Below are 23,465 nucleotides of genomic sequence, written 5' to 3'. Positions count from 1 at the left end.
ATGAGTGGAAATTATGTTACTTCAAAAAGTATCTATCAACCTATGTAAAAATGAAAAATTATCTTTTAATTGGAGGTATTTTTTGATGTGGATAATCACTGTCTATGCAAAAGAAAACACTACCCTGTTTGAATTTGGCACAGAAGAAGAAGCAAGAGAAGCTTTCGAGAAAATTCCAGGTTGTAAGATCCTTTCTGAAGTCATCTACTTTAATGATCCTTGTTTCGCTGCAGCTGCGGTTTGAAATTTGTAACATGGCAACTGAGATGAAAAGGGGCTTGTCCAAAGATATAATACCTTTAGACAAGCCCGCTTTTTTTCTTCATCCCTTAATTAAGTGCTTAACCGGTAATTGAATCGTGAAAATTGCTCCTTTTCCTCCCGGTCTGTTTTGGAATGTAACTTCACCTTCAAGCTGTTCCACCATTTCTTTTACATAGGATAGTCCGATACCTGTTGAAGGGTTACCGTCATTGTCGTATTTAGAAGTAAAACCAGGCTTGAAGATTAAATCCTTGTACCTCGGTGCAACACCAGGGCCATTATCTCCTATCAGAAATTGAATTGAGTCCTGCTCCTTACTAATAAAAATCGTGATGGTTCCTATGTCTTTGATAACCTCTACCGCATTTACAACAATATTATTTATAATTGATAAAATGGTATACACGTGATAAGGCAGATGCGCACCTTCAATTGTGTACACAAACTGAATCTCTTTTCCCAGTAAACGGGCATATTTCTCATTTGCCCGCACAATGATATTGACTAGTTCATGTATTTCCATATAATCTTCTGCAGGACCTTCATTGGAAATCAGTTTTGAAAGTCCTGCAAAGATACGTTGGTTATCCTTTTTCACCTCATGAACTTCACCAGCGATTTTTAATGCTTGTTTTCGTAAATCTTCTACCAAAAAATTAACCTGTTCATTTTCTAAATCATTTAAACTTTTGTACAGATCGTATGATTTTTTTGTTATATTTTCAGTATCACGTAATGTTTTTTTTAAATGAATGGATTCTTCATATAAATTGGAAATGAGCATTAGCATGTGTTCATTTCGTTTTCTAGCTTGCCTTTCCCTAGACTGTGCTTCATATAATTTCATCATATTGAAAAAGCTTAGAACGATAAAACTGTGAGAAAATGCAATAATGATAATTTCATTCAATCCCGCTAACGTAATCGTTGTTTTTAACATAAAATATTGCATAATCAGCTCTGCAAAATCGGATAGTATTTCGATTACAAGGCCAATAAGACCAATTATTAAAGACTGGTCTTGAAAGTGATTGACTTTTGCTTTTGCTACATAAAAAAAGCAAGCATAAGCGAAATAATAGAAAAAACTAGGGAAATGGACTTGAAAAGAGGAAGCCCAATCAAAATGTTCCTGCGTAATGGCATCTAGCAGAATACGAAACCCTACCACTGCTGTTCCTGTTAAAAAGCCTGGTAAAGTTGCCGGCATTTTCTGCAGCAATAGTAAAAGAAAAAAAAATGTTGGTGCACCAAAGCTGATCCGAAATGTTTCATTTAGAGGATAGAACTTTAATTCGCTTGCTAATGGCACTATAAATATCATCAGGGCAAGAATGTAGCTATCTTTTTTTAATACAGTATTGAGATTCAAGATTGTCACTTCCTAATTTTAAAAATCCGTATACTGTTTCACCAATCTCAATATAACACTTACCACTAGCCTTAAAAGGTACATATAATTATACAACTAATCATCATTATAATGCAAAGTGCTCAGTAGTATGAAAACTTTATTAACGAATGCACCTTTTAGAAAATACTTAGATCCCATTCCTGCGCTATATGTTTTAATAACATTCCCCCGGCTAAACTATTGCCATATTCATCAATAGCTGGTCCATATATACCGATGCCAAGTTCACCTTGAAGAGACAGCGCTCTTCTAGTGCTTGAAGGAGCTAATGCCATAATCCCCCCGGATACACCACTTTTGGCTGGAACTCCAACAAAAGCCGCAAATTTTCCTGATGCATTATACATTCCACAAGTAAGCATTAAGGCTTTGGTTAATCTAGCTACTTCTTTAGGCAAGATTTGTTCCTTACGGATAGGATGGTATCCATCCAGGGCAAGAATTAATCCAATCAAGGCTATGTCTTTTGTATTCACTTCTATAGAACATTGTTTTAGGTAGACCTCTAAAGCTTCTTCTACCTCTGAGTCTAAAAACCCCGTCTCTTTTAAATAGTGGGCTAAAGCTCTATTTCGATGAGCTGTTTTCCATTCAGATTCAAACACTTCTTCATTAATAGTTGGACGTTTCCCTATAATTTTTTCAATCAATGTATATAGAATCTCTAATTTTTGCTGCGGGGATTTCCCAGGCAGGAGTGAGGATACAGTAATTGCTCCTGCATTAATCATAGGATTAAATGGCTTTCCAGGCTTATGCATTTCTAAACGCGTAATTGAGTTGAATGCATCTCCAGTTGGTTCTACATCAACCTTTTCTAATACATAAGAAATCCCACGGCTTAAACATGCAGCTATAAAGCTAATCACCTTGGATATACTTTGTAAAGTGAAAGGAACCTCCCAATCTCCTGAATATATCATTGTGCCATTGGGTTCTGCTATGCAAATGCCCAGCTGCGACGAATTTGCCTTTTCTAAGGCAGGAATATAGCTGGCATTTTGTCCTTTAGCAGCATAGGACCGATAATGTGTTACCCATTCATCCAGGCTAGCTTTCTTCATTTGCTCCTCTTTTGTCATTACTTGAACCATGTCCTCTCACTCCCTTAAGTGTGTATAGTGTAAATTTTTCACTACCCAAACTTTCATTTTGTGCTGAAGCTATAAGTAGTTATATCTAAATCTAGCAAAAAAATAAGTAAATGAACCTCCCCCGCCTGCGCAATGCGTGGAGGCGGGGGATTTTTTGCTGATTCCTTATCTTTAAGCCTGGTAAAGGGACTTTCCTTGTGACAGGGGATAGATTTCATATAGAATTTTTTGCAACATTATCATTTTCCTATTTAGCTGTTGCCTGATCTTTATTACAGCTGGATCAGAGACACCCTTATCCCGTACCAATTCATACATATTCCGGTGATCTTCATTGATACTCTTACTTAAATCCAGGGCGTTCTTCAAAATCATTAGTCTCATTTCCTTTCCCTTAGACCTATAACCAACATACTTATACCCAACCGCGAAAATGAGCTGCTTCTGCCATTTTTCTTATTCCAACCATATATGCAGCCAAGCGCATGTCTACCCGGTATGTTTGAGCTGTAGAGAAAACCCTTTCGAAGGACTCTACAATCTTACTGCGTAACTTTTGGGCTACTTCCTCTTCTGACCAGTAATACCCTTGATTATTTTGTACCCATTCAAAATACGAAACGGTCACACCGCCAGAGCTAGCAAGCACATCCGGTACAAGCAGTATGTCGCGTTTTGTTAATATATTTGTTGCTTCAAGCGTTGTTGGTCCATTCGCAGCTTCGACAACAATTTTAGCTTTAATGCGATCCGCATTTTCGCGTGTAATTTGATTGGAGATTGCAGCAGGAACAAGAATTTCACATTCTTTTTCAAGCAATTCCTGATTCGTAATGACATTTGTAAATAAATTTGTTATTGTACCAAAACTATCTCTTCGGTCAAGTAAATACTCTATATCGAGTCCTTCCGGATCATAAAGTGCGCCAAGTGCGTCTGAAATACCGATTACTTTTGCTCCTGCATCCTGCATAAATTTCGCAAGATAGCTTCCTGCATTCCCAAACCCTTGGATAATAACGCGTGCACCCTTTAATGGAATCCCTTTCCGTTTCGCTGCCTCTTCAATACAAATTGTTACTCCTGTAGCAGTCGCTGTTTCACGCCCTTGTGAGCCGCCAAGCACAATCGGCTTTCCTGTAATAAATCCTGGTGAGTCAAATTCTTGAATACGGCTATACTCATCCATCATCCAGGCCATAATTTGCGGATTTGTAAATACGTCTGGTGCAGGAATATCTTTCGTTGGTCCGACAATTTGGCTAATAGCACGCACATATCCCCGGCTCAAACGCTCTAATTCAAAAGACGACATGCTGCGAGGGTCACATACAATGCCGCCTTTTCCGCCGCCGTACGGAAGATCGAAAATGCCGCACTTTAAACTCATCCACATTGACAGTGCTTTTACTTCCTCTTCATTTACTTCCGGATGAAAACGCACGCCGCCTTTTGTAGGTCCCACAGCGTCGTTGTGTTGGGAACGATAACCAATAAAAATTTTAGTGGAACCGTCATCCATTCGAACAGGGATACGTACGGTGATGATTCTGAGCGGTTCTTTTAATAACTCATACATGGCATCACTATACCCTAATTTTTGAGTTGCCTCTTTTATAATAGATTGTGTTGAACTTAATAAATCTAACGTTTCATTATCCTGTTTTATACCAATTTTCATTTTCATTCCTCCCACCGCTAAGGTTATAAATTGTTTACACGACAAATAGCTGATAATGGTTCAATTTCCCAACCGATGCTACTTATGCAACAGCAAGACCGAACCGAATAGTTTCGTTCAATCTTGATAAACAAGCATTCCTTTAATAATTGAATTGTTGATAACACATAGTTTAATCGTAGGTTGATTCCAGCTTTATGCTAAATCCACTGCTTTTCTGAAGTATATAATGCTGGCATTATTACCTTTTACAACACCCCAATCTTGGTTAAACGCTTTCATGTTTTTTCTAACAAAAACTTAACCCTAATTTATAATGAAGACTACATAAAGACACAAAAAGATACAGAACATTTTTTTTGTTTTTAAACATTTTTAGAAAACTAAATTTTACTATTTTCTCACAGAATATCCCTCTTCAAGCGCGTTACACATTTAACGAGCAGGTGCGGGCAGTTCAATCCCAAATAGAGCTTTCTTCATCCAGAATTGTAAAAAGCGCCTCAATGTGCAGAGAGCTGTCTCCTTCGGGAGCAGGGAGGACCGTGTCTGCTCTTACCATGAAAAAAGGAGTGCAGCATCATGCTACACTCCTAATAGCTCCTTCAATTCATCTGTTGTTAATTCTGTAATCCAGTTGTCGCTTGTAATAATTGCATCGTTGAGCAATTGCTTTCGGTCGAGCATTTCATCAATTTTTTCTTCTAGGGTTCCGGTCGTAATTAGCTTGTGTACGTGTACGAATCGTTTTTGGCCGATGCGGTAGGCACGGTCAGTCGCTTGGTTTTCTACAGCTGGATTCCACCAGCGGTCATAGTGGATAACATGATTGGCAGCTGTGAGGTTGAGACCAATGCCGCCCGCCTTTAGCGATAGAATGAAAAATTTATAGCGCCCGTTTTGAAATTGTTCAATCATGCTGTCGCGTTCTGCTTTCCGAACACTGCCGTTTAGGAAGAGAACACGTTCTCCTGTTGTTTCTTCGATGAGCTTTTGCAGCATATCACCCATGCGGATGTATTGCGTGAAAATGAGACAGCTTTCGTTGCGGTCTTGAATATTGTCTACAAGCTCCAGCAGCTTTTGCATTTTTTCTGAGCGCTCTATTACATCACGCGGCTCTGTCTCCTTTAGATACAGCGCCGGATGGTTGCAAATTTGCTTAAGCTTGTTGAGCATAAGCAAAATGAAGCCCCGCCGCTCGATGCCCGAGAGCGTTTGAATATGAGAGAGTGTATCCTGCACCAGCTGCTCGTATAAGGAGGCTTGCTCGACGGTAAGCGGGCAATATTCCTTTTGCTCCTGCTTGTCCGGTAAATTGAGCGCAACGTCGGGGTCCTGCTTTGTACGGCGCAGCAAAAATGGTGAAATGAGACGCTGCACCTGCTGAATTTTCGAATGATCATTATCCTTTTCAATCGGTGTTACAAAGCGGCGCTGAAACTGCGGCAGACTGCCGAGGTAGCCGCGGTTGAGAAAATCAAAAATGGCCCATAGCTCAGAAAGGCGGTTTTCCATCGGCGTACCTGTCAGTGCGATCTTATGATGTGCATCAAGATGGCGGACAGCGCGGGATTGCTTCGTTTGGGCATTTTTTATATTTTGCGCCTCGTCGAGGACAACGCTGCTCCATTTATAGGAGGAAAGCTCTTGTTCATCTAGATTAGCTAACGCGTAGGATGTGAGTATAACATCGTTTCCCTCTAAAGATGACAAGAATTGATCGCCTTTTGGACGGTTGCTGCCATAATGCAGGGAAACGCGTAAGCTTGGCGCAAAGCGTTCGATTTCTTTTTGCCAGTTGCCAAGCACGGAGGTCGGAGCGATGATGAGAGCCGGCCCTTGGCTTAAGCCATGTTCTTTTGCGTATAAAAAATAAGCGATTGTTTGGATGCTCTTTCCCAATCCCATATCATCGGCTAACAGTGCTCCAAACCCCAGCTCACGCAAATACAGCAGCCATTCCACACCCTTTTGCTGATACGGACGCAGCTCGGCGCGGAGCAGCTCCGGCATACGGACCGGCGGCACGTCACCGATTTCTGTTAAGCGGTGCAGCAGCCCATCATAATAATCATCCAGCTCAATTTCAATCTCGGAAAATGGATTATCCTCATCAAAATCCTTCAGCTGCTCGGCATCGGCGCGGAGCAGCTCCTGCTGCAGCAAATCCTTCATTTGCAGACCGTACCGATCCGCTTTGTCCATTAGCTTTTTCACCTGTTCAATAAATGCCGGGTCTAGCTTAATCCATTGTCCATTGATGTTAATCAGCCTGCGATTTTGTTCGACCAGCTGGCGAAATTCCGCCTCTGATAGCTCGATGCCGTTTGTGGAGATGCGCCAATCGAAGTTGACGAGCGTGTTGATGCCGAAAAAGGATTGGCCGCCGCGCACGTTAGCATCGCTTTTTACCTTGGCGCGAAGAGAGAAGGCATTTTGCGTGAGCGCCTGCCACCAGGATGGAAGCAAAATGTCAACACCAGCAGCCAATAGCTCATTGCTCGCCTCTGTTAAGAAGCGCCATGCCTCCTCTTCCAGTAGCTCATGACGCCAGCGCCCATCCTCCAGCAGCCATGGGACGAGCTTTCCCCAGCCTTCATAGGTGTTCTGGATGCGTTCCTCATATCCTTGCCAGCGCTTTGGGAGAGAAGCGGCATTCTTGTATACGTACGAGCGTTTCGCGCCCCGTTTTGGAACGAGAATCGTTTCGAGCCTCCACATTTCTCCGTCTTCATGCGGCTCTAATAGGCGAAGACTGATTGTAAATGGTATATCATCCTCAATGTAGCCAATTTTGCGGAGCCAATCCTCCTCATCTGTTGCGGCGAGCAGCTGCTTGATAGAGAATTCGCGATGGTCATGCAGCCGTTTTGCTTTTTCCCACTCGTCGCTCGGTAATGCCCCTGTGCGCAGCGTTTCATTTACTGCATCGGAAAATAATTGCGCGAGAATTGAACCGCTGATGGAAGCGTGCACTGGCTTCCAAATAGGTTCGCTTGCCCAACGTTCCATATCTGGTAAAAAGAGCCCTTCCTCGTAGTCGCTCCATGCCTCCTGCGCTGCTGCGCCAGGCATCCATGCCTCCATGCCGTAACGCAAGGGAGCGAAGGAGTTTGCGGGGCGCTTTGCGATAGATTCAAATGCTTGAACAGCGGTTAATACAACACCGTCTTGCCCCTTGTAGCGTTCTTCCTGCAGAAATGTTCCATAAAATGATGAGGCGTGCCAGGCAAAAGCATGACGAAGCCAAGAGGAACGCGACACCGGAGCGCCCGTTTCATCTTCTCCCGACAAAAACCATGCTTGTCCCGTCTTCGTTAGACGAAGTGTAATTTCAGAGTTCATCGAGCAACTTTCCTTTCCTCAGTTCTTCTTGGAATGCCCGCAAGCGGGAGAATGATGATGAAAGCTGTGTGATATAAACATTCCATTCTTCCGTTCGCTTCAATTTCTTGTAGTGTGTACGCAATTTTTTTAAATAGCGAACAGCCAGCTTGTAGGCCTGTCTGTTTTTCATCCCAATGGCATCGATTACGCCTTGATGATACAAAGGAAGAACAGCTTCACGGTCTTCTTTTTCTACTTCCCTTAAAGCTTCCTTTAATCCTTCCAGCGTCTCAAAGCCAACGAACATGCGCAGCTCTGCCCAAGTGCGGTATTGCCCTTTCGCAATTAAGTACGCTTCGTATTGCCATAGGCTGTGCGGAAGCAGTTCCTGTAAAATGGTTTCGAATCCGCCAGTGTCGTTTGTGTGATGCACATAATACTCATAGGAGGAGAGGAACAGCCGGACAATGTCATTCTTTAAAAACTGCTCTTCAGCTCCAGCCACATACTGCTTGAGCTTTTTATATGAAAACGAGAGCCATTGCTCCACACGATCCCACTGCAGATCGGCGCACAATTCCTCAATCCAGTAAAAATAAAAGCCGACAAGCATGTCTGACTCTGCTTCCAGCAGCTCCATTGCTTCTGCATCCTTTTGATGGAGAAAGAGTAAATGCGACGTTGCAAGCGAGTGAAGAAGGGAGGGCTCCATTGCCTCTAGCTTTGCTTGCTCTTCTGCAAGCCAGTCCGGTTTATTCAATATGTCGGTCCAAAGGTAGCGGTACAAAAAGAAGCGCTCCTGCAGACAGAGGATATGTGAAAAGAACAAGGAATGTGCGAGCTCGCTTGTCCGTTTTAATATAGGGTCAAATGCAAGCGGAAAGGCAGTGGTTTTCATTTTTTCAATATGCATTTCGATTTCGTCAATAAAGCGGTGTGCCACTGCAGTTGGACTAAAGTAGGAGTAGACCTGCTGGGCTGCATATTGCTCTGCCGCCTCGAGCAAACGCTCAAAGGAAAATAGAGCAGCGCTTAGTCCAAATAGCTCGCGCAGCGCAGCAGAGCGCGGCGCTTTTCTCAAAAGCTTCATATAAAAGTCTTCAAAGATGCTCATGAGATAGTACATTTTTCGATACGAATATTTATTTTGCTCTGCATTAAATGCTGTAAATTCCTGATCGAAATAACGAAGCCAGCTGTCAAAATCAAGCTCATCATATGCTGATGCCTGCAGCAGCTGCTTTGCTGTTTTTAGCTGAGGCTGAGCAGGCTTTCCTTTTTCTTTAAATAGCTTTGTAATCTCTCCTACTTGTCCAAAGCTTGATGCGGCATAAAACAAAACAGCAGCCTGATGCTCGCAATAGCCGATTTCAAAGCAGTCACAGCAGCCTGATGCCGCATCGCTGATGGGAAGGGCTGAATCGTACACGCCGGTTTCATCCTCCACAGTTCCTTCGAGAACAAAGCCGTTGAAGGAAACATTATAGACACGTCCTTCCCGATACAGCTGCAGTCCCTTTGTCATGAGGGCGCGATCCGATTCTGATTTCGGATCTAGCTCGGCAATCATCGTATGAGCCATTGATAACACATCTTCTTTTCCTAGTGAATGCTGAAGCATACAATCCCTCCGTGCAAAAAGAATTCCATCTACTCATTATAGCCTAATTTTTGAATTATGAGAATTCGGCTGGTGAGGCTGGGAGATTGACGCGAGAAATCAGTATAAAGGAAGCGGATCAGAGGCAAGCTTGTACATAAGGATCCTGTAGAATCCTCTGAACGAGGGGCATCATGTCATTTGTAAATGGAATATCGATCGGATACGGCTTTTGCGCCCCAGGCCTCACGCCGTACTGCTTACATTCATATTGCACACCGGCGCTGTTTGTCCGAATGACAAGTCTGTAGCGGTTGTCATCATTCTCTAATGAAAAATCGATGGCAAGAACTTCATCCTGCTCGTCTTGATAGCGGCGAGGTGTGCCAATCCAGTCTGGCTTTGCGTGTATGTTCATTTAAAAATCCCCCATTGCTAATTGTTTGCGTAAGCGGATGCAGCCTGCTCCAGTTTGGCATAAAAGACAAAAGGAACCTTTCATAGTGAAGAACACATAGAGAGCTTCCGTGAATAGGCTTCGCCTGAACCGTGCGTTTTGCACCCGCTTTTCTTATTATAGACAAAAAAGAAGCCTATTTCCCAATGAGAGAAACAGACTTCTTCATAATTTCCGTCCATTATTTTAATACTTTTACCTTTACCTTTTTGCGGCCCCATTGTAGAGCTTGCTTTGTTGTTGGCATTAAAACGTCAATTTTGTAGCCTTTAATTGCTCCGCCTGTGTCACCTGCAACGGCTTCACCATAGCCTTCCACCCATACCTTCGAGCCAAGCGGAATGACTTTTGGATCGACTGCGATAAGCTTCATATTCGGGTTTTTCTTCACATTGTAGCCGTACGCTGTGATACCTGTTGTAGACTCCCATGGTGTGTAGGCTGTTGCTTCTACATAAAATTCTTTTGCGACAGACGTTGCCGCAGGAGTCACATATGGCTTATACACATATGCTGTTTGGCCGTTATGATTGATCTTCATCCAGTCGTTTCCTGCATCAGCTATTACTTTGACTGTCTGTCCTTTGCGAAGCTGTCCAATCACTGCATAGCCTGTTCCTGGACCCGTGCGTACATTTAAGGATTCTGCGCTTACGTAATACAATTTAGAAGAAGGAGCCGTACCTGTTTCCTTTGTATATGCTGTGCTCACGTAAGCTGTTTTCCCGTTATATTGAATTTGAAGCCAGCCGTTCAAGCGTTTTGTTACCTGTAAAGATTGACCGTTCGTTACCTTTCCTACAACGGATGAGCCAGTCGTCGGCCCTTGCCTGACATTGAGTACATCTGCTGTTACGACTGTTGCTGCATCTGCAGAAGATGCGAAAAATCCGAGACTGAAAAGTGCAGCTGCTGTGATTCCAAATAATTTCTTCATACTTGTCCCCCGTTGACCGTTGTTTGCTGTCTTCATTATAGCAACTTTTATACTAGTAAACGGGGAAATTACATAACTAAAAAACTATTGTAATATTACTGTAACAGTTTGTAATATACAATAAATTGGAAATAACGTGTCGAACCTTGTGGGACAAGGTGTTGTAAGCGTTATCAAAAAATGGAATGTAACAAATTAGAATGTCTATTTCCTAAGAAATAAATCGAATAGCTTCTGTAAGCGTCAGGATGGGACAAGACATTTCATATTATTATAGAAGAAGCGATGTATAAAATTGTCTGTTTGTGGAAAAATAGGTTGCTTCTTTATGGGAAATGTATTATATTATTCATTGGAAGCGGTTGCAAATAGGTGGGGGATATGATTATATAAGAAGGTAAACTGCTTACGGCTATAAAACAATAGGGGAAAGCTAGGGAACATGAAGTGCTGCGAGAAAAGATAGAAGGCTGCTTTTGTCAAAGCTTCAACTTCCACAGCGGTTGCTTCCTTTATGGGGATGAAGGAAGCTGCATAGTTTTAGAGTAATAGACTACACACAACAAAAAAGATGCGGCAATTGTCTAATAGCCGCATCTTTTTTGTTGTGCGTAAATATATGTCGAATGGCTGTTTCTGATTTTATGCCAGTTAATATGTTTTCACTATAATAGTGGCATGTGCTTTGTCGGCCTGTACAAAAAATACGTCTTGCTAGGCAAGACGTATTTTTTGTATATGTACATTCAGGTACATATTTGCTTTTCTAGAGTAATAGATTTGTAAAGAAAACTTACCGATTAGCAAGCCTTTGGGAAAAGACAGAGGCGTAGCTGCCCTTATACTTAAAATTTCCCGCTGCTTCGAATGATTTCCTTACTGAAAGTTTATGTTCTTTAAGTGTAACAAAAGAAAGTAATCTAGTAATAGATGAAGAAGATAATCAATTTCTAGTTTGCTTTTGCATAGCCCAAGAAATGCTGCTTCCAATATGGGTTATTGAGAGAGCTGATGGCAACACCAGAATCTCCAGCTTGTATAAAGCTGTCTCCCCCGAGGTAAATCCCCATATGAGAAGGGCCAGCTGTATAGGTGTTTTGGAAGAAAACAAGATCACCAGGCTGCGGGTTTGTCGTTTTGTTTAGGCTTCTCCAATAATTCGCTGTGCTAGTGCGGCCAAAGGAGCTATTGAACTTGTTGTAAACATGATAAACAAAGCCGCTGCAATCAAATCCCGCCGGTGTTGTTCCGCCCCAGACATAAGGTGTGCCCACCAATGATTTTGCATAAGCTAGAAGCGATGCCGTATTTGATGCAGGAGGAGACTGCTCAGGCGCTGTAGGTGCTGCCTGCGCTACCGGTGTTTCAGAAAGATATGCTTTTGCAACATACCCAGTCTGCCCATTGTAGCTAATTTGGAAAAAGCCGTTCTGCTCGTTGGAGACCTGAAGCTTTTGTCCAAGTTTAACGCTTCCTAGCGGTTCATATTGTGTACCCGCTCCGCTTCGGACATATAAGGAGTTCACGTTCACGTAGCGGTCCTGCGGTGCAGCGGTCGTGCCGCCCTCTATAAAGCGTACATATTCACTGCTAACATAGCCTGTTCCGCCGTTATGCGTGATGCGATACCAGCCATTTTCTACTCCGTTTACCTGCAATTTTTGTCCTTCCACAACACCGCCGATGACGGAATGGTAGACTCCAGCCCCAGCTCTGACGCGCAGGGAGGTAGCAGTTACAACATATGTTCCATTTTGCTGTACAGAGGTAGGAAAATTTGCTTGTGCTGCCTCGTCTTCATTTTTAGAAATATAATCCTTGCTTACATAGGCCGTTTGCCCATTATAGTTGATTTTATACCAATGCTGCAGCTCTGCCGTTACTGTAACTTCTTGTCCCTTCTGAACATATCCAATAACAGGGTGAGCGGTGCTTGGACCGACGCGAACACGCAATGATGACACAGTAACAGTGTAGGTAGTGCTGCGAACATAATCTTTACTAACATATGCAGTTTGTCCATTATAGTCAATTTCATACCAGCCTTGTTCTTCGCCTGTGACTTGCAGGGCCTGTCCTTCTGTCACAAGTCCAAGAATGCCGTAGGAGGTGCCGGGACCAGTGCGCACACGAAGGGAATCCGCTTCTACCGTATGCAAGGCAACACTTGTCTCACTTGGTGCGGATTGTTCTGGTGCCGCTTCTGCATGGTCGATAGCCGCTGTGGCTCCTAAGGCAGACAGGGCGGCAATGCTGCCGAGAACTTTCTTCATTTTTTCGTATCCTTTCTTCTCTAAATTTCAGTTGATGAAAAATTTACCAACGTTAAAAATCTTAAAATGGATACGCGATACTGTCAATGATTATTCCTTAATTGATATATGAATGAGAAACGTGATTTTGATATAGAGGGGGAGGGAGGAAACCAGGGGTGAGAAGTCGATTGAAGGAGGCAGCCTTGTCCCAATCCATTCTCTTATTCCTGCAGTAGGAATTGTTGAGAGAGGAGATATAAAAAAGACCGCTGCGGGCGGTCTTATAGCAGAAATGTAATTCGTTCCCCAGGCAAGCTTTCTTGAAAGCATGTTTGCAGCTGCCTTGTCATTCGACCGACAATTCCATTTGAGATAGCGGTACCGTCAAGATGCGTGACAGGGGTAATTTCTGTTGTTGTTCCTGTAATAAAGCATTCATCTGCCTGCAGTACATCTCGTACGCTAAATATCTCCTCCTGAACAGGAATACTAAGCTTTGCAGCGAGAGAGAGGACATATTGCCGGACGATGCCATTTAAAATAAGGTGATTGGCAGGATGTGTATAGAGCGTTCCGTTTTTGAAAATAAAGCAGTTTGAGTGGCTTCCTTCCGTAACGATACCATTCCGGACGAACAGAGCCTCCTGGCAGCTTTTTCGTTCCGCACTTGTTTTTGCCATGACATTTGGAAGCAAATTGAGTGATTTAATATCGCAGCGAAGCCAACGGATATCCTGCTCTGTGCAAACGCGAATACCACGGAGCATCGCATCGGCTGGGCGTTCTTTTTTGATAAGATAGGCATAGAGCATTGGCTTGATATTTGAAGCGTATACATGATTGCGGGGCTGAACGCCGCGTGATACCTGTAAATAGACAGTGCCATTTCCAGTAAATTTGTTATGCTCCACAAGTTCGTACAACCATTTCACAAGCAGTGCTTTTGAAAAATGAGGGGTGAGTTCAATTTCCTCCATGGAGCGGTACAAGCGTGCTAAATGAGGCTCCAATAAGTGAAATGTACCTTCGTACAATCGAATTACCTCATACACGCCATCACCGAACTGCAAACCGCGTTCCTCCATGTCGATAGAAGGCTTTGCTTGTCTCGTATCTACAAAGTGTTCTCCGAATAATACAATTGGTTCATAGCTCATATGTATTTTCTCCCCATTTCTATTCGCATTAAGATGAAACAAGGCTCTTTTGAATACAATTAGGCATTTTTTTTTAAAATCCTGCTAATTTTTCGTAAAAAAAGACAACGTTTCGATGAAAAACGTTGTGCGTAGTGTGATCCACTACCGTGTAAAAAGGGTTGCTGTTCCTGCTAGGGACATCATCTAGACAAATTTAGTATAAGCTATGAACATGAAGTCCCTGTAAAGTGAACGTGAAGCTTTTGTATAGGGGATGAGGGTGCAATCCTTTGTAAGAGAAAGGAAGAAATGTTTTGTTATAATAAAGAGGAGATTCTAAAGGAGAGAGGATTATACATATGCAAACAGTACAGCTTTCAGAAAAAGTATCATTTTCGCGTATTGTGCACGGGATGTGGCGGCTGCGGGATTGGGATATGAGCAGTCAGGAGCTGCTTCAATTAATCGAGGAGTGCATGGAAATGGGGATTACAACCTTCGATCATGCAGATATCTATGGCGATTACAGCTGTGAGGCTTTGTTTGGACAAGCATTGCGTCTGATGCCATCCTTGCGTTCCTCGATGCAAATCGTAACAAAATGCGGCATTAAGCTTCGTTCCGCTAAATATCCTGAGCATCTGGTCAATCATTATGATACAAGCAAAGCCCATATCATTCAAAGCGTAGAAAATTCCTTGCGCCATTTCGGAACAGATTATGTGGATACACTTCTCATCCACCGTCCAGATCCGTTTATGGATCCGGCGGAGGTAGCAGAGGCGTTTGCTCAGCTAAAACAGCAAGGAAAGGTGCTTGAATTTGGCGTTTCTAACTTTTTACCGTCGCAAATGGAAATGCTCTCCTCTTATCTTGACATGCCGCTTGTGACCAATCAGTTAGAAATTTCCGTTATGCAATTTGAGCATTTTGAAAAGGGAACAATTGAGAAGTGCCAAGAGAAGCGTATCGCACCAATGGCATGGTCGCCGCTTGCTGGCGGCAGTATTTTTTCTGCTTCAACAGAACGTGCAATGCGGGTTAAGAAAACTTTAGAAGAGGTAAAAGAGGAAAGCGGTGCGGGCTCCATAGATGAGGTAATGTATGCATGGCTGCTGGCACATCCAGCAAAGATTATGCCAATCGTAGGGTCAGGAAAGATTGAGCGCATCCGTACAGCTGCACAAGCAGCAAAGCTTACGCTCAGCCGTCAGCAATGGTTCCGCATTTACATTAGCTCCCTTGGGCATAACGTACCATAACAAGAAAGACGGATGCGGCCTGGTTTGCTCCCGTAAAAGCTAGATAGAATAAGAAAAAGGCGGATCGATTAATCCGCCTTTTTTCTTATTCTTTTGCTGTTTGTTCTTTAATAGTTGTTTTTACAGTTCCGGTTTGAATCTTATTTCCATCAAAGAAGCGAAGCAAGTCGCCTGAAATAATAGTATCAGACATACGCAATTCATTTTGAGCACGGTCGATCAGTGCTTTTGCTTCTGCTGCAGGAACTGTTACTACTTCGCCTGTGTTGCGATCGTAGAATGTGCTTCCGTAGTAGTAATACTTGTCTGTTACAAAGTTACCGTCACGGAATACGACAAACGGTTTACGATCTGGAGCAAGCAAGTCCTGACCAAATTCGATATCGCTCGATGTATCAATGCCGAGTAAGCTTAGGATTGTAGGCTTTACATCCACTTGACCAGCAGGAGCGGAAATTGTTTTTCCTTCCGTTTGCCCTGGAACGTGAATAAATAGCGGTGTACGCTGTAGGTTCACGTGATCAAAATCAGTGATTTCTTCTTTACCTAAGAATTTTGCCATAGCAGTGTTATGGTTTTCGGAAATACCATAATGGTCACCGTAGAACACAATAATTGAATTGTCATAAAGTCCTTCGGCTTTTAACTTTTCAATAAAATGTTTTAATGCTTCATCCATGTAGCGAGCCGTTACAAAATAACGGTCCAAGACGCCGTCACCAGAATTAAATGGCTCGACCATCTTCATGTCATCATTGTACGTAAATGGATAGTGGTTTGTTAACGTAATAAAGCGAGTGTAAAATGGCTGCTTGATTGTTTTCAGCATATCAACAGACTGATCAAAGTATTCGATATCCTTTAAGCCCCAGCCAATTTTTGTTTCCGGCGTAGCCTTGTAGTCTAATTCATTGAAATAACGATCATAGCCTAATGCTGGATACATCATGTTACGGTTCCAGAATGTTGCATTGTTTGCATGGAACACGGCTGTATAGTAGCCTTGCTGGCGTAAAATTTCCGGTGTTGCTACGAATTCGTTATTTGAGTGTGTAAAGTATACAGCACCGCGGTCTAACGGATAAAGGGAGTTATCAATAATAAACTCTGCATCAGACGTTTTTCCTTGACCAGTTTGATGGAAGAAGTTCTCAAAGTAATAGCTTTCCTTCGCAAATTGGTTTAGGAATGGAGTAACCTCCTGTCCGTTTACCTTTGCTCCTATTAGGAATGATTGTGTCGATTCAAGGGATACTACGATTACATTCTTCCCTTTTGCGCTGCCGAACAGCTTTGAATCTGACTGTACATGGTTTGCTTTTACATAGTTTTCTGTTTCCTGCAGCTTGCTGCCGTCAGCGAAAGCCTTTTGTGAGCTTGCTCTTGCTTGCAGTCCTAAATCATATACCTGATGTACATATAATCCTAAGTTTTTGACAAGCATAACACGGTCGAATGAACGTGTAAGCAGTTCTGGACGCTCCATTTCAGCGAGTCCAAGATTCACTAGGAACACTGCAGCTGTTACAAGAAAGTACAATGCTTTAAATGGGCGGCTCAAGCGCTCGGCACGTACATAGCTGCGCGTCTTTCTAGCGATATATAATAAGAAGAAAATGTCTGCAAACATTAATAAAATTTTGTAGTTGAACAGCTCCTGTATACTGGAGCCAAGGCTTCCGAAGTTGGACGTTTGCATTAAAACAGGCAATGTCACAAAGTCATTAAAGAAGCCGTAGAACATTACGTTCCCAATTAAAATAACTGTTAAAAGGAAGTCCATAAAGATTGCCATATAGTTTCGCTTCTTACCCGTCATAAACAGTGATAAGCCAACTAGCAGCAAGGACGATGCAAGTGGACTAATAAACAAAATAAGTTCCTGCATCGGCGACTCTAATTTTAAATCAAAGCTTATACGAGTGACGATATATGTTTTGAGCCATACGAACAAAGCAGCCAATAAAGTAAATTTCGAGTTCTGGAACTGTGCTTTCAAGGATTCCTTCATTCACCCTCACCCTTTCTATTTCTCACCTTGCAGAGCTTTTTATGCAAAAAGAAAAAAGGAGTTCCGCAATGAAGCCGCATCGTTTGTCTTTTCATGGAGGCATATAAGTATGCTCTATGCAAAGTTTTTAACTGCGTTCCTATTGCGTCATTCCCGCTTTTTTCTATTCATATGGGAAATTTATCAAATGTCATTTTTGTATTATACTATAAATGGGATTGTTTAGAAACTATATAATGGGTGTAAATTTTTACAAATGATTTACATTAACCAAACAAAACTTTATCATTACGTTTATATGCTCGTCAACAATTAAATATAACATAGCTTATCCATTTTGTTCTTGGGAAAGGAACCTGTTAGATTAAAGGTGGATTGGCAAGCAATTTTGAAAAAAATCTCATTTCTTCATATAATAGGAATTATGGGGAATCTGACTGGAGGTCTTGTAGATGGAGCAAAAATTTTCGGTAGAAGCATTTTGGGATAAGACGAAGGGGGCTGCAAAGAAAGCCGGCCATTTCGTGATTTATACAGGCTTGCTTTTGTTTTATGTTCTGCAGCGGCCAGATGTTCCAAAGCGAGTAAAGGTTGCAATTATTGGGGCATTGGCTTATTTCATCGCGCCTGTTGATGCGATTCCAGATATAATTGCGGGCCTGGGGTATACGGATGATTTAGGTGCTCTTAGCGCAGTGCTGCTGCAGTCTGCGGCGTATGTTGATGATGAAGTGAAGCGGAAGGCGAAGGAGAAGCTCTCGCAGTGGTTTGGCGAGGACGCGGATACTTCGGATATTGATCACAAAATAGAAGGAGCAAGCGAACAGAAATAAGCTTGCCTGTAAATAGTTGAGGAGAAGCTAGAGATGCCATCAGGACGAACACATACAAGATTAAATTTATTGGTTCTGCCCGTCGTTCTTTTTTTACTTGTATCATACGGTATGACGAGCCGGGAGTTCTTACTTTGGTTTACGGGAGGATTTGTTTTTGGCACGTACTTTTTGACGCCGGATTTGGATACCGTAAGCTCTGCGTACCGCAACTGGGGACCGCTGCGCATTATTTGGCGTCCGTATCGGGCTGTCATGCCGCACCGGTCCGTGCTTACGCATACGATTGTGCTTGGAGACATTATTCGGCTATTGTATTTACTCGTCATTTCGCTGCCGTTTCTGTACATATTAGATGCTAAGGTATTAGACGGTGCGCTGCCGGGATTGATCCATGCGCATAGACCGATGCTTGGCGCAGCAGTGCTTGGGGTTTTCACGACGAGCGCCCTTCATATTATGCTTGATACAGTGAATACGAAACGAAAACGGATGTTTCGACCAAAGAGGAGCAAGCGATAAAAGGCTCCCATTAGTAGAGACAGTTCTCGCCCGCCGAAGCAAAAAGCTCCTCCATGTGCGAAGAACTGTCTCCTTCGTGTTCGCTTTTCTTATTCAGAAAATGCTTTGTCTTTCCATTATTTTCTGTATAATAAGAGTGTAAATTAATTTTATAAGTGATACTAGGGGTGCCTCATATGCGGGGCTAAGAGAGAAGCGCGAATAAGCTTCTTAACCCTTTGGACCTGATCTGGTTCGTACCAGCGTAGGGAAGTTTTTAGACGTGTTGCATCATGTACATATGCTGCTTACGCCAGGTCCTGTTTTGCTATGAGGACCTGGCGTTTTTTGTTTTATAAGAAAAGCGGACATGGCTCCACGTCCATCAAGTTAGAATTTTATGGTGTCCTCCAGAACGAAGATTTTGTGACATTTGTCCATTTCTATCGTTTTGGGGGTATTTTTTTTGCTAGATAGATGGGGCTGGCTTTCATTACATGCATCAGTCAGATTGAAGGGAATTAATGATTTCTTTTCGTATATCATGACTATATAAATTAAACAGAATCAATTGTATATTTAAAGAACTCCACACCGAGAAATTTAATAGAGATATTCAGTAACCACTTTCTTGTTTTTGAGTTTTTTATTCATGGTTTATAGGTGCGTAAAGATAAATTTCATATGTTTTATACATCTATAGACTTGTAAAGGAGGAGTGCTGGCCTATATATATTCTCTACCGTGTTACGTATATATCAATACGCCTTGCAATAGCATCTCTGCTTTTAATTCTTATCTGCTTTAACTAAATTTTTTCATTATTTCTCGGATCATTTATTATGAGTAAAAGTGTAGGTTATTTTATTATGTAACCGCTTAAATTACTCTAACTATTTCTATAATTGATAAACATCCCGATTCGTTATTATCATTAATCACTATAATATTTTCTAGGAGGATACTGTGGATGAAGATAAAAAGAGTTCCCTTCTTTTCTCTACTAATGGCCGGTATTCTTGCTGCTGTTACTACACTTGCTAGCGCTGCCGACAATAAAGCTAAAGTATTAGAAGTTCCTATTAAGGAAAATTCCATTAATTTAATTTCGGGTGTCATTTACTCTCAGCAACCTATTTATGGGTATTCTAGTCTTCCTCTTGAAATGGATATTTTACAGCCTGAAAGTAAAGAAGCTCTTCCTGCAGTTGTATTTGTACCAGGTGGCGGATTCATGTCAGCCAATAATGATAAGTCTATACAACAAAGAATGTCTATATCAGAGGCAGGGTATGTTGTCGCTAGTATTGAGTATCGAGTTACACCTCAAAGTATTTTCCCTTCACCACTTGAAGATGTTAAAGCGGCCATTCGTTACCTGCGTGCCAATGCTAAAAAATTTAATATCGATCCAGAGAAGATCGCTGTGATGGGTAGTTCAGCTGGAGGATATCTTGCAGCGATGGCTGGCACAACAAATGGTTTAAAGGAATTTGACAAAGGGGAGCGTCTAGACCAAAGCAGTGATGTGAAAGCAGTTATAGATTTGTATGGTCTTTCTGACTTAACGAGAGTCGGATATGGCTTTTCAGAAGAAGTTCAGGCTCTTCACAAATCGCCTTCCGCACCAGAAGCTATGTGGGTAAATGGACCTTCCGTAATGGGGCCTGGTGGTTCAATTCATGATAATCCTGAAAAAGCAGCCAAGGCAAATCCTATCACATATATCAATAAGGATGCACCGCCGTTCTTAATTATGCACGGAGATAAAGATACACTGGTTTCACCAAATCAAACTGAAATATTACACGATGCTTTAATTAACAAAGGGGTGGATTCCACTTATTATATTGTAAAAGATGCTGGCCATGGTGGAACGCACTGGGTGCAACCAGAAGTCACAAAAATTATAATTGACTTCTTAGATACACACGTAAAAGGTAAAGATAAGTAAAGGTTCTGATGCAAAGATGATTTCAGCAAAACATAGGACATGAACTTCTTGTTAGCTTACGGATTATGATGTGATGCCACATAGTTTACCAATGAATTCTTTCTGATTTTGGGCAAGTTCACCCTTTGGTGAACTTGCCCTTTTTTCATCATATGCATGACTTCAATGCCACATACTATTGCAGTAGCAGTTTCATACGTTTTGAATCCTAGCATGGGGCTTACTCTTTTCTTAATGAAACGATGATCTTGTTCTATGATAGTATTGAGATATTTCACTTGTCTCATTTAGGTGATAGCCCAAAAGGCATCTATGTATCTTTTGGGCTATCACCTATTCCTTTTTACTGCCTATAAAGGTACGGTCCTTCAAAAATAAATTCCAAAACATAATAAATCCCGGCAGCAAAATGGCGATACCGACTGCATACAAGATCAGCAGGGAGTAGAAGGTTGTCTTTTGCGTGAAGCTTGTATACACCGTAACCTCCGGGAAAATAATGTACGGCAGGTGCGCTTTTCCATATGCATAGCTCGCAAAGGCGTATTGTGCAACGACAGAGAGAACCGCAATCCGAGGCCAGCCGAGTTCAGTGTGGTTCTTGTTGCTCCACCAGAGCGATGCATATCCAATGACAAACAATCCAAGTGAGATTGCGAACCAAATAATTTCATCCCCTAAATTGGATAGAAGCCAGCCGGCGGTGCCCTGGATTGAGACAGAGACGAGCGCAATAACAGCGCTCAGAAGAGTGGCAGGTCCGAGAATAATTGCGTTCACTCTGTATATCCGGTACGCACTCTCATCACCGCGTTCACGAGAGAAGTCCGCTAAAAAGAGTGCGGACAGAAACAGTGCAGATGTTAATCCGAACAGCATATAGCTGTACACAGACGGGCTGCTTAGCAGCTGTTTGTACAGGAGTGTTTCCTTACCGTCTACCATTTTGACAAAGGATCCTTCTGTGACCGGCAGCACAGTGATGAGCAGGGCCGGAACGAGAAGTCCTGTGATGCCTGAAATGAGGCGCAGCTGTCTTTCATTGCGCGGCAGGGAATGAGAAAAGACCATGAATGAACTGCGCACTGCAATTAAAGCAAGAATTAATGTAACCGGAACGAACATGGCAGTAGCTAATGAATAGGCGGCATTTGGGAAAAAGCCGATAAAGGCAACGACGACAAAGACGAGAAACGTATTCGTCAATTCCCATGTGGGAGACAAATAGCGGTTCGCAATATCTCCAGCAGCCGTGTTGCGTTTCATATATACCATCGACCAAAATCCAGTCCCAAAGTCAATAGAGCCAAGGATGCTGTATGCGAAGACGAGTGCCCATAAAATGAGAATCGCAATGCTTTCTTCATGCATTTGACTTGCCTCCATATGCTTCAAGATCCCGGTTCAGCGGATTACGTCTAAAGAAGGTGCGCAGCACGATGACTGTTAAAACCCCTAGAAACATGTATAAGCAAATAAACACGAAGAATAGAGGTCCGACATAGTCTGCCTGTGTAGCTGCCTCGGTTGTTCTTTGGAAATGATAAATTGTCCATGGCTGACGGCCGCTGCAGCTGAAAATCCAGCCTGTTTCAATACCGATAAAAGCAAGCGGACCAAGCGCAACTATTGTCCAAAGAAGCCAGCGCGGAAACTGCACGTTTCGTTTTTTAGAAATGAAATACCAATATGCCAGCGCGATTGCGGCAATTGCAAGCTGCAGCATACCGGCAAATACCATTAGGTTAAAAAACAGATGTGTATACGCAGGCGGCCATGTTTCACGCGGAAATTCATTTAATCCCTTTACAACGGTAGACGGCTTCCAATCTGCTAAAATGCTGAGGGCCCAAGGAATTTCGATTCCATATTTAATCTCGTGTGTGTCCGGGTCCACGATGCCGCCGATGGTAAGGGGTGCGTGCGATGTTGTTTCAAATAGCCCTTCTGCTGCCGCAAGTTTTTCAGGCGAATGTTCATACAGATTGACCGCAGATTCGTGACCGGAGAGCCCCATAATAAGGCCAGAGACGAACGTAACGACTAAAGCCAGCATCAGCCCTTTTTTATGGTAGGCAATTTCATGGGCATTTTGATTACGCTTTAGCAGCTTGTATCCGGCAATCGCAGCGATAACAGCGCCGCCTGATAGATAAGCCGTAATGACAACGTGAAACGAACCGCTAAAGAAGCTCGGATTAAAGAAGGCTTCCCATGGATTTACATTGAAAATCGTACCGTCTTCACGCATGGAGAAGCCAGCGGGTGTGTTCATCCATGTATTTGCTGCCGTAATTAACACAGCGGAGGCAGTTGCCCCGAGCATAACGAAAAAAACAGAAAGCAGGCGCATAAATGGTGACAATTTATCCGCTGCATATACGTAAATGGACATGAACAGCGCTTCTAGAAAGAAAGCGAAAATCTCAATTTGAAATGGTACGGAAATTACCTGCCCAACAATCTTCACAAAGCCGGGCCAGAGCAGGGCAAGCTGAACGCCGACAATCGTACCAGTTGGGATTGCAACGCCGAGCAAAATAGCGAATGCCTTCGTCCAACGCTTCGCCATTACTGCATAATCCGGATCTTTTTTCCACTGGTATAGAACCTCCATAAGCAAAATCATAAGCGAGAGACCAATTCCAAGTGTCGCGAAAATAATATGGAATGCTAACGATGTTCCAAAAAATGCCCGCGACAAAGTGACTGTATCCATCTTTGTTATCCCCT

Annotated in this window: 17 protein-coding genes, 1 pseudogene and 1 riboswitch; of the genes and pseudogenes, 5 read left to right on the top strand and 13 right to left on the bottom strand. The window is 42.6% G+C overall.

Annotated features, from left to right (window positions below):
- Positions 1-13: 13 nt before the first annotated feature.
- Positions 14-244 carry a hypothetical protein gene (locus AC6HZ4_RS25270; RefSeq protein WP_497492623.1) on the top strand — a complete coding sequence of 77 codons (231 nt, stop codon included), beginning with the start codon at positions 14-16 and terminating at the stop codon, positions 242-244.
- Positions 245-322: 78 nt separating this feature from the next.
- Here the strand turns inward: AC6HZ4_RS25270 and AC6HZ4_RS25265 are convergent, their stop codons facing one another.
- The 9 genes from AC6HZ4_RS25265 to dat form a co-directional block, all read right to left on the bottom strand.
- A complete protein-coding gene (locus tag AC6HZ4_RS25265) occupies positions 323-1,645 on the bottom strand; it encodes an ATP-binding protein (RefSeq protein WP_497492622.1) in 1,323 nt (440 codons plus the stop codon).
- A 149-nt stretch (positions 1,646-1,794) separates the two neighbouring features.
- Complete coding sequence (locus tag AC6HZ4_RS25260) at positions 1,795-2,772, bottom strand: glutaminase (RefSeq protein WP_497492621.1); 978 nt, start codon at positions 2,770-2,772, stop codon at positions 1,795-1,797.
- 415 nt (positions 2,773-3,187) lie between these two features.
- Positions 3,188-4,453: a Glu/Leu/Phe/Val family dehydrogenase gene (locus AC6HZ4_RS25255; protein WP_497492619.1), complete on the bottom strand. Its 1,266-nt coding sequence runs from the start codon at positions 4,451-4,453 to the stop codon at positions 3,188-3,190.
- 585 nt (positions 4,454-5,038) lie between these two features.
- Positions 5,039-7,801: a DEAD/DEAH box helicase gene (locus AC6HZ4_RS25250; RefSeq protein ID WP_497492617.1), complete on the bottom strand. Its 2,763-nt coding sequence runs from the start codon at positions 7,799-7,801 to the stop codon at positions 5,039-5,041.
- Positions 7,791-9,404 carry an SWIM zinc finger family protein gene (locus AC6HZ4_RS25245; RefSeq protein WP_497492616.1) on the bottom strand — a complete coding sequence of 538 codons (1,614 nt, stop codon included), beginning with the start codon at positions 9,402-9,404 and terminating at the stop codon, positions 7,791-7,793. Before AC6HZ4_RS25245 ends, AC6HZ4_RS25250 begins: the two co-directional genes overlap by 11 nt.
- Positions 9,405-9,522: 118 nt before the next feature.
- Positions 9,523-9,801, bottom strand: a complete 279-nt coding sequence (locus AC6HZ4_RS25240; protein WP_497492615.1) for a DUF3910 family protein — start codon at positions 9,799-9,801, stop codon at positions 9,523-9,525.
- A gap of 220 nt (positions 9,802-10,021) precedes the next feature.
- Positions 10,022-10,777, bottom strand: coding sequence for an SH3 domain-containing protein (locus tag AC6HZ4_RS25235; RefSeq protein ID WP_497492614.1), 756 nt, complete (start codon positions 10,775-10,777; stop codon positions 10,022-10,024).
- Positions 10,778-11,727: 950 nt separating this feature from the next.
- On the bottom strand, positions 11,728-13,050 hold the full coding sequence (locus AC6HZ4_RS25230) for a C40 family peptidase (protein ID WP_497492613.1): 1,323 nt from the start codon (positions 13,048-13,050) through the stop codon (positions 11,728-11,730).
- A gap of 263 nt (positions 13,051-13,313) precedes the next feature.
- On the bottom strand, positions 13,314-14,189 hold the full coding sequence (gene dat, locus AC6HZ4_RS25225) for a D-amino-acid transaminase (RefSeq protein WP_497492612.1): 876 nt from the start codon (positions 14,187-14,189) through the stop codon (positions 13,314-13,316).
- A 341-nt stretch (positions 14,190-14,530) separates the two neighbouring features.
- Between dat and AC6HZ4_RS25220 the strand changes: the two genes are divergently transcribed.
- Positions 14,531-15,433 (top strand): aldo/keto reductase, encoded by a 903-nt coding sequence (locus AC6HZ4_RS25220; protein WP_497492611.1) that lies wholly within the window; start codon positions 14,531-14,533, stop codon positions 15,431-15,433.
- A gap of 85 nt (positions 15,434-15,518) precedes the next feature.
- Here AC6HZ4_RS25220 and AC6HZ4_RS25215 read toward each other — a convergent pair whose 3' ends face one another.
- Entirely contained in the window at positions 15,519-17,444 is a 1,926-nt protein-coding gene (locus AC6HZ4_RS25215) for an LTA synthase family protein (protein ID WP_497492610.1), read from the bottom strand.
- Positions 17,445-17,896: 452 nt separating this feature from the next.
- Here AC6HZ4_RS25215 and AC6HZ4_RS25210 point away from each other — a divergent pair, with 452 nt between their 5' ends.
- The 3 genes from AC6HZ4_RS25210 (at position 17,897) to AC6HZ4_RS25200 (ending at position 20,732) form a co-directional block, all read left to right on the top strand.
- Positions 17,897-18,277 carry a YkvA family protein gene (locus AC6HZ4_RS25210; RefSeq protein WP_497492609.1) on the top strand — a complete coding sequence of 127 codons (381 nt, stop codon included), beginning with the start codon at positions 17,897-17,899 and terminating at the stop codon, positions 18,275-18,277.
- A gap of 33 nt (positions 18,278-18,310) precedes the next feature.
- Complete coding sequence (locus AC6HZ4_RS25205) at positions 18,311-18,799, top strand: metal-binding protein (protein WP_497492608.1); 489 nt, start codon at positions 18,311-18,313, stop codon at positions 18,797-18,799.
- A 153-nt stretch (positions 18,800-18,952) separates the two neighbouring features.
- Positions 18,953-19,067: riboswitch (TPP riboswitch) on the top strand.
- Positions 19,068-19,748: 681 nt separating this feature from the next.
- Positions 19,749-20,732 carry an alpha/beta hydrolase fold domain-containing protein gene (locus tag AC6HZ4_RS25200; RefSeq protein WP_497492607.1) on the top strand — a complete coding sequence of 328 codons (984 nt, stop codon included), beginning with the start codon at positions 19,749-19,751 and terminating at the stop codon, positions 20,730-20,732.
- Positions 20,733-20,795: 63 nt separating this feature from the next.
- On the opposite strand, the pseudogene AC6HZ4_RS25195 reads toward AC6HZ4_RS25200, so the two are convergent.
- The 3 genes and pseudogenes from AC6HZ4_RS25195 to AC6HZ4_RS25185 all read right to left on the bottom strand — a co-directional run.
- A pseudogene (locus tag AC6HZ4_RS25195) lies at positions 20,796-21,019 on the bottom strand (DDE-type integrase/transposase/recombinase); the annotation flags it as partial.
- Between the two features lie 46 nt (positions 21,020-21,065).
- On the bottom strand, positions 21,066-22,103 hold the full coding sequence (locus AC6HZ4_RS25190; RefSeq protein ID WP_497492606.1) for a cytochrome d ubiquinol oxidase subunit II: 1,038 nt from the start codon (positions 22,101-22,103) through the stop codon (positions 21,066-21,068).
- On the bottom strand, positions 22,096-23,451 hold the full coding sequence (locus AC6HZ4_RS25185; protein WP_497492605.1) for a cytochrome ubiquinol oxidase subunit I: 1,356 nt from the start codon (positions 23,449-23,451) through the stop codon (positions 22,096-22,098). Before AC6HZ4_RS25185 ends, AC6HZ4_RS25190 begins: the two co-directional genes overlap by 8 nt.
- Positions 23,452-23,465: the final 14 nt, after the last annotated feature.

The sequence above is a fragment of the Ectobacillus sp. OTK genome, from assembly GCF_059698935.1.
The sequence above is the reverse complement of the archived record's forward strand: the minus strand, read 5'-3'. Positions and strand labels throughout refer to the sequence as shown.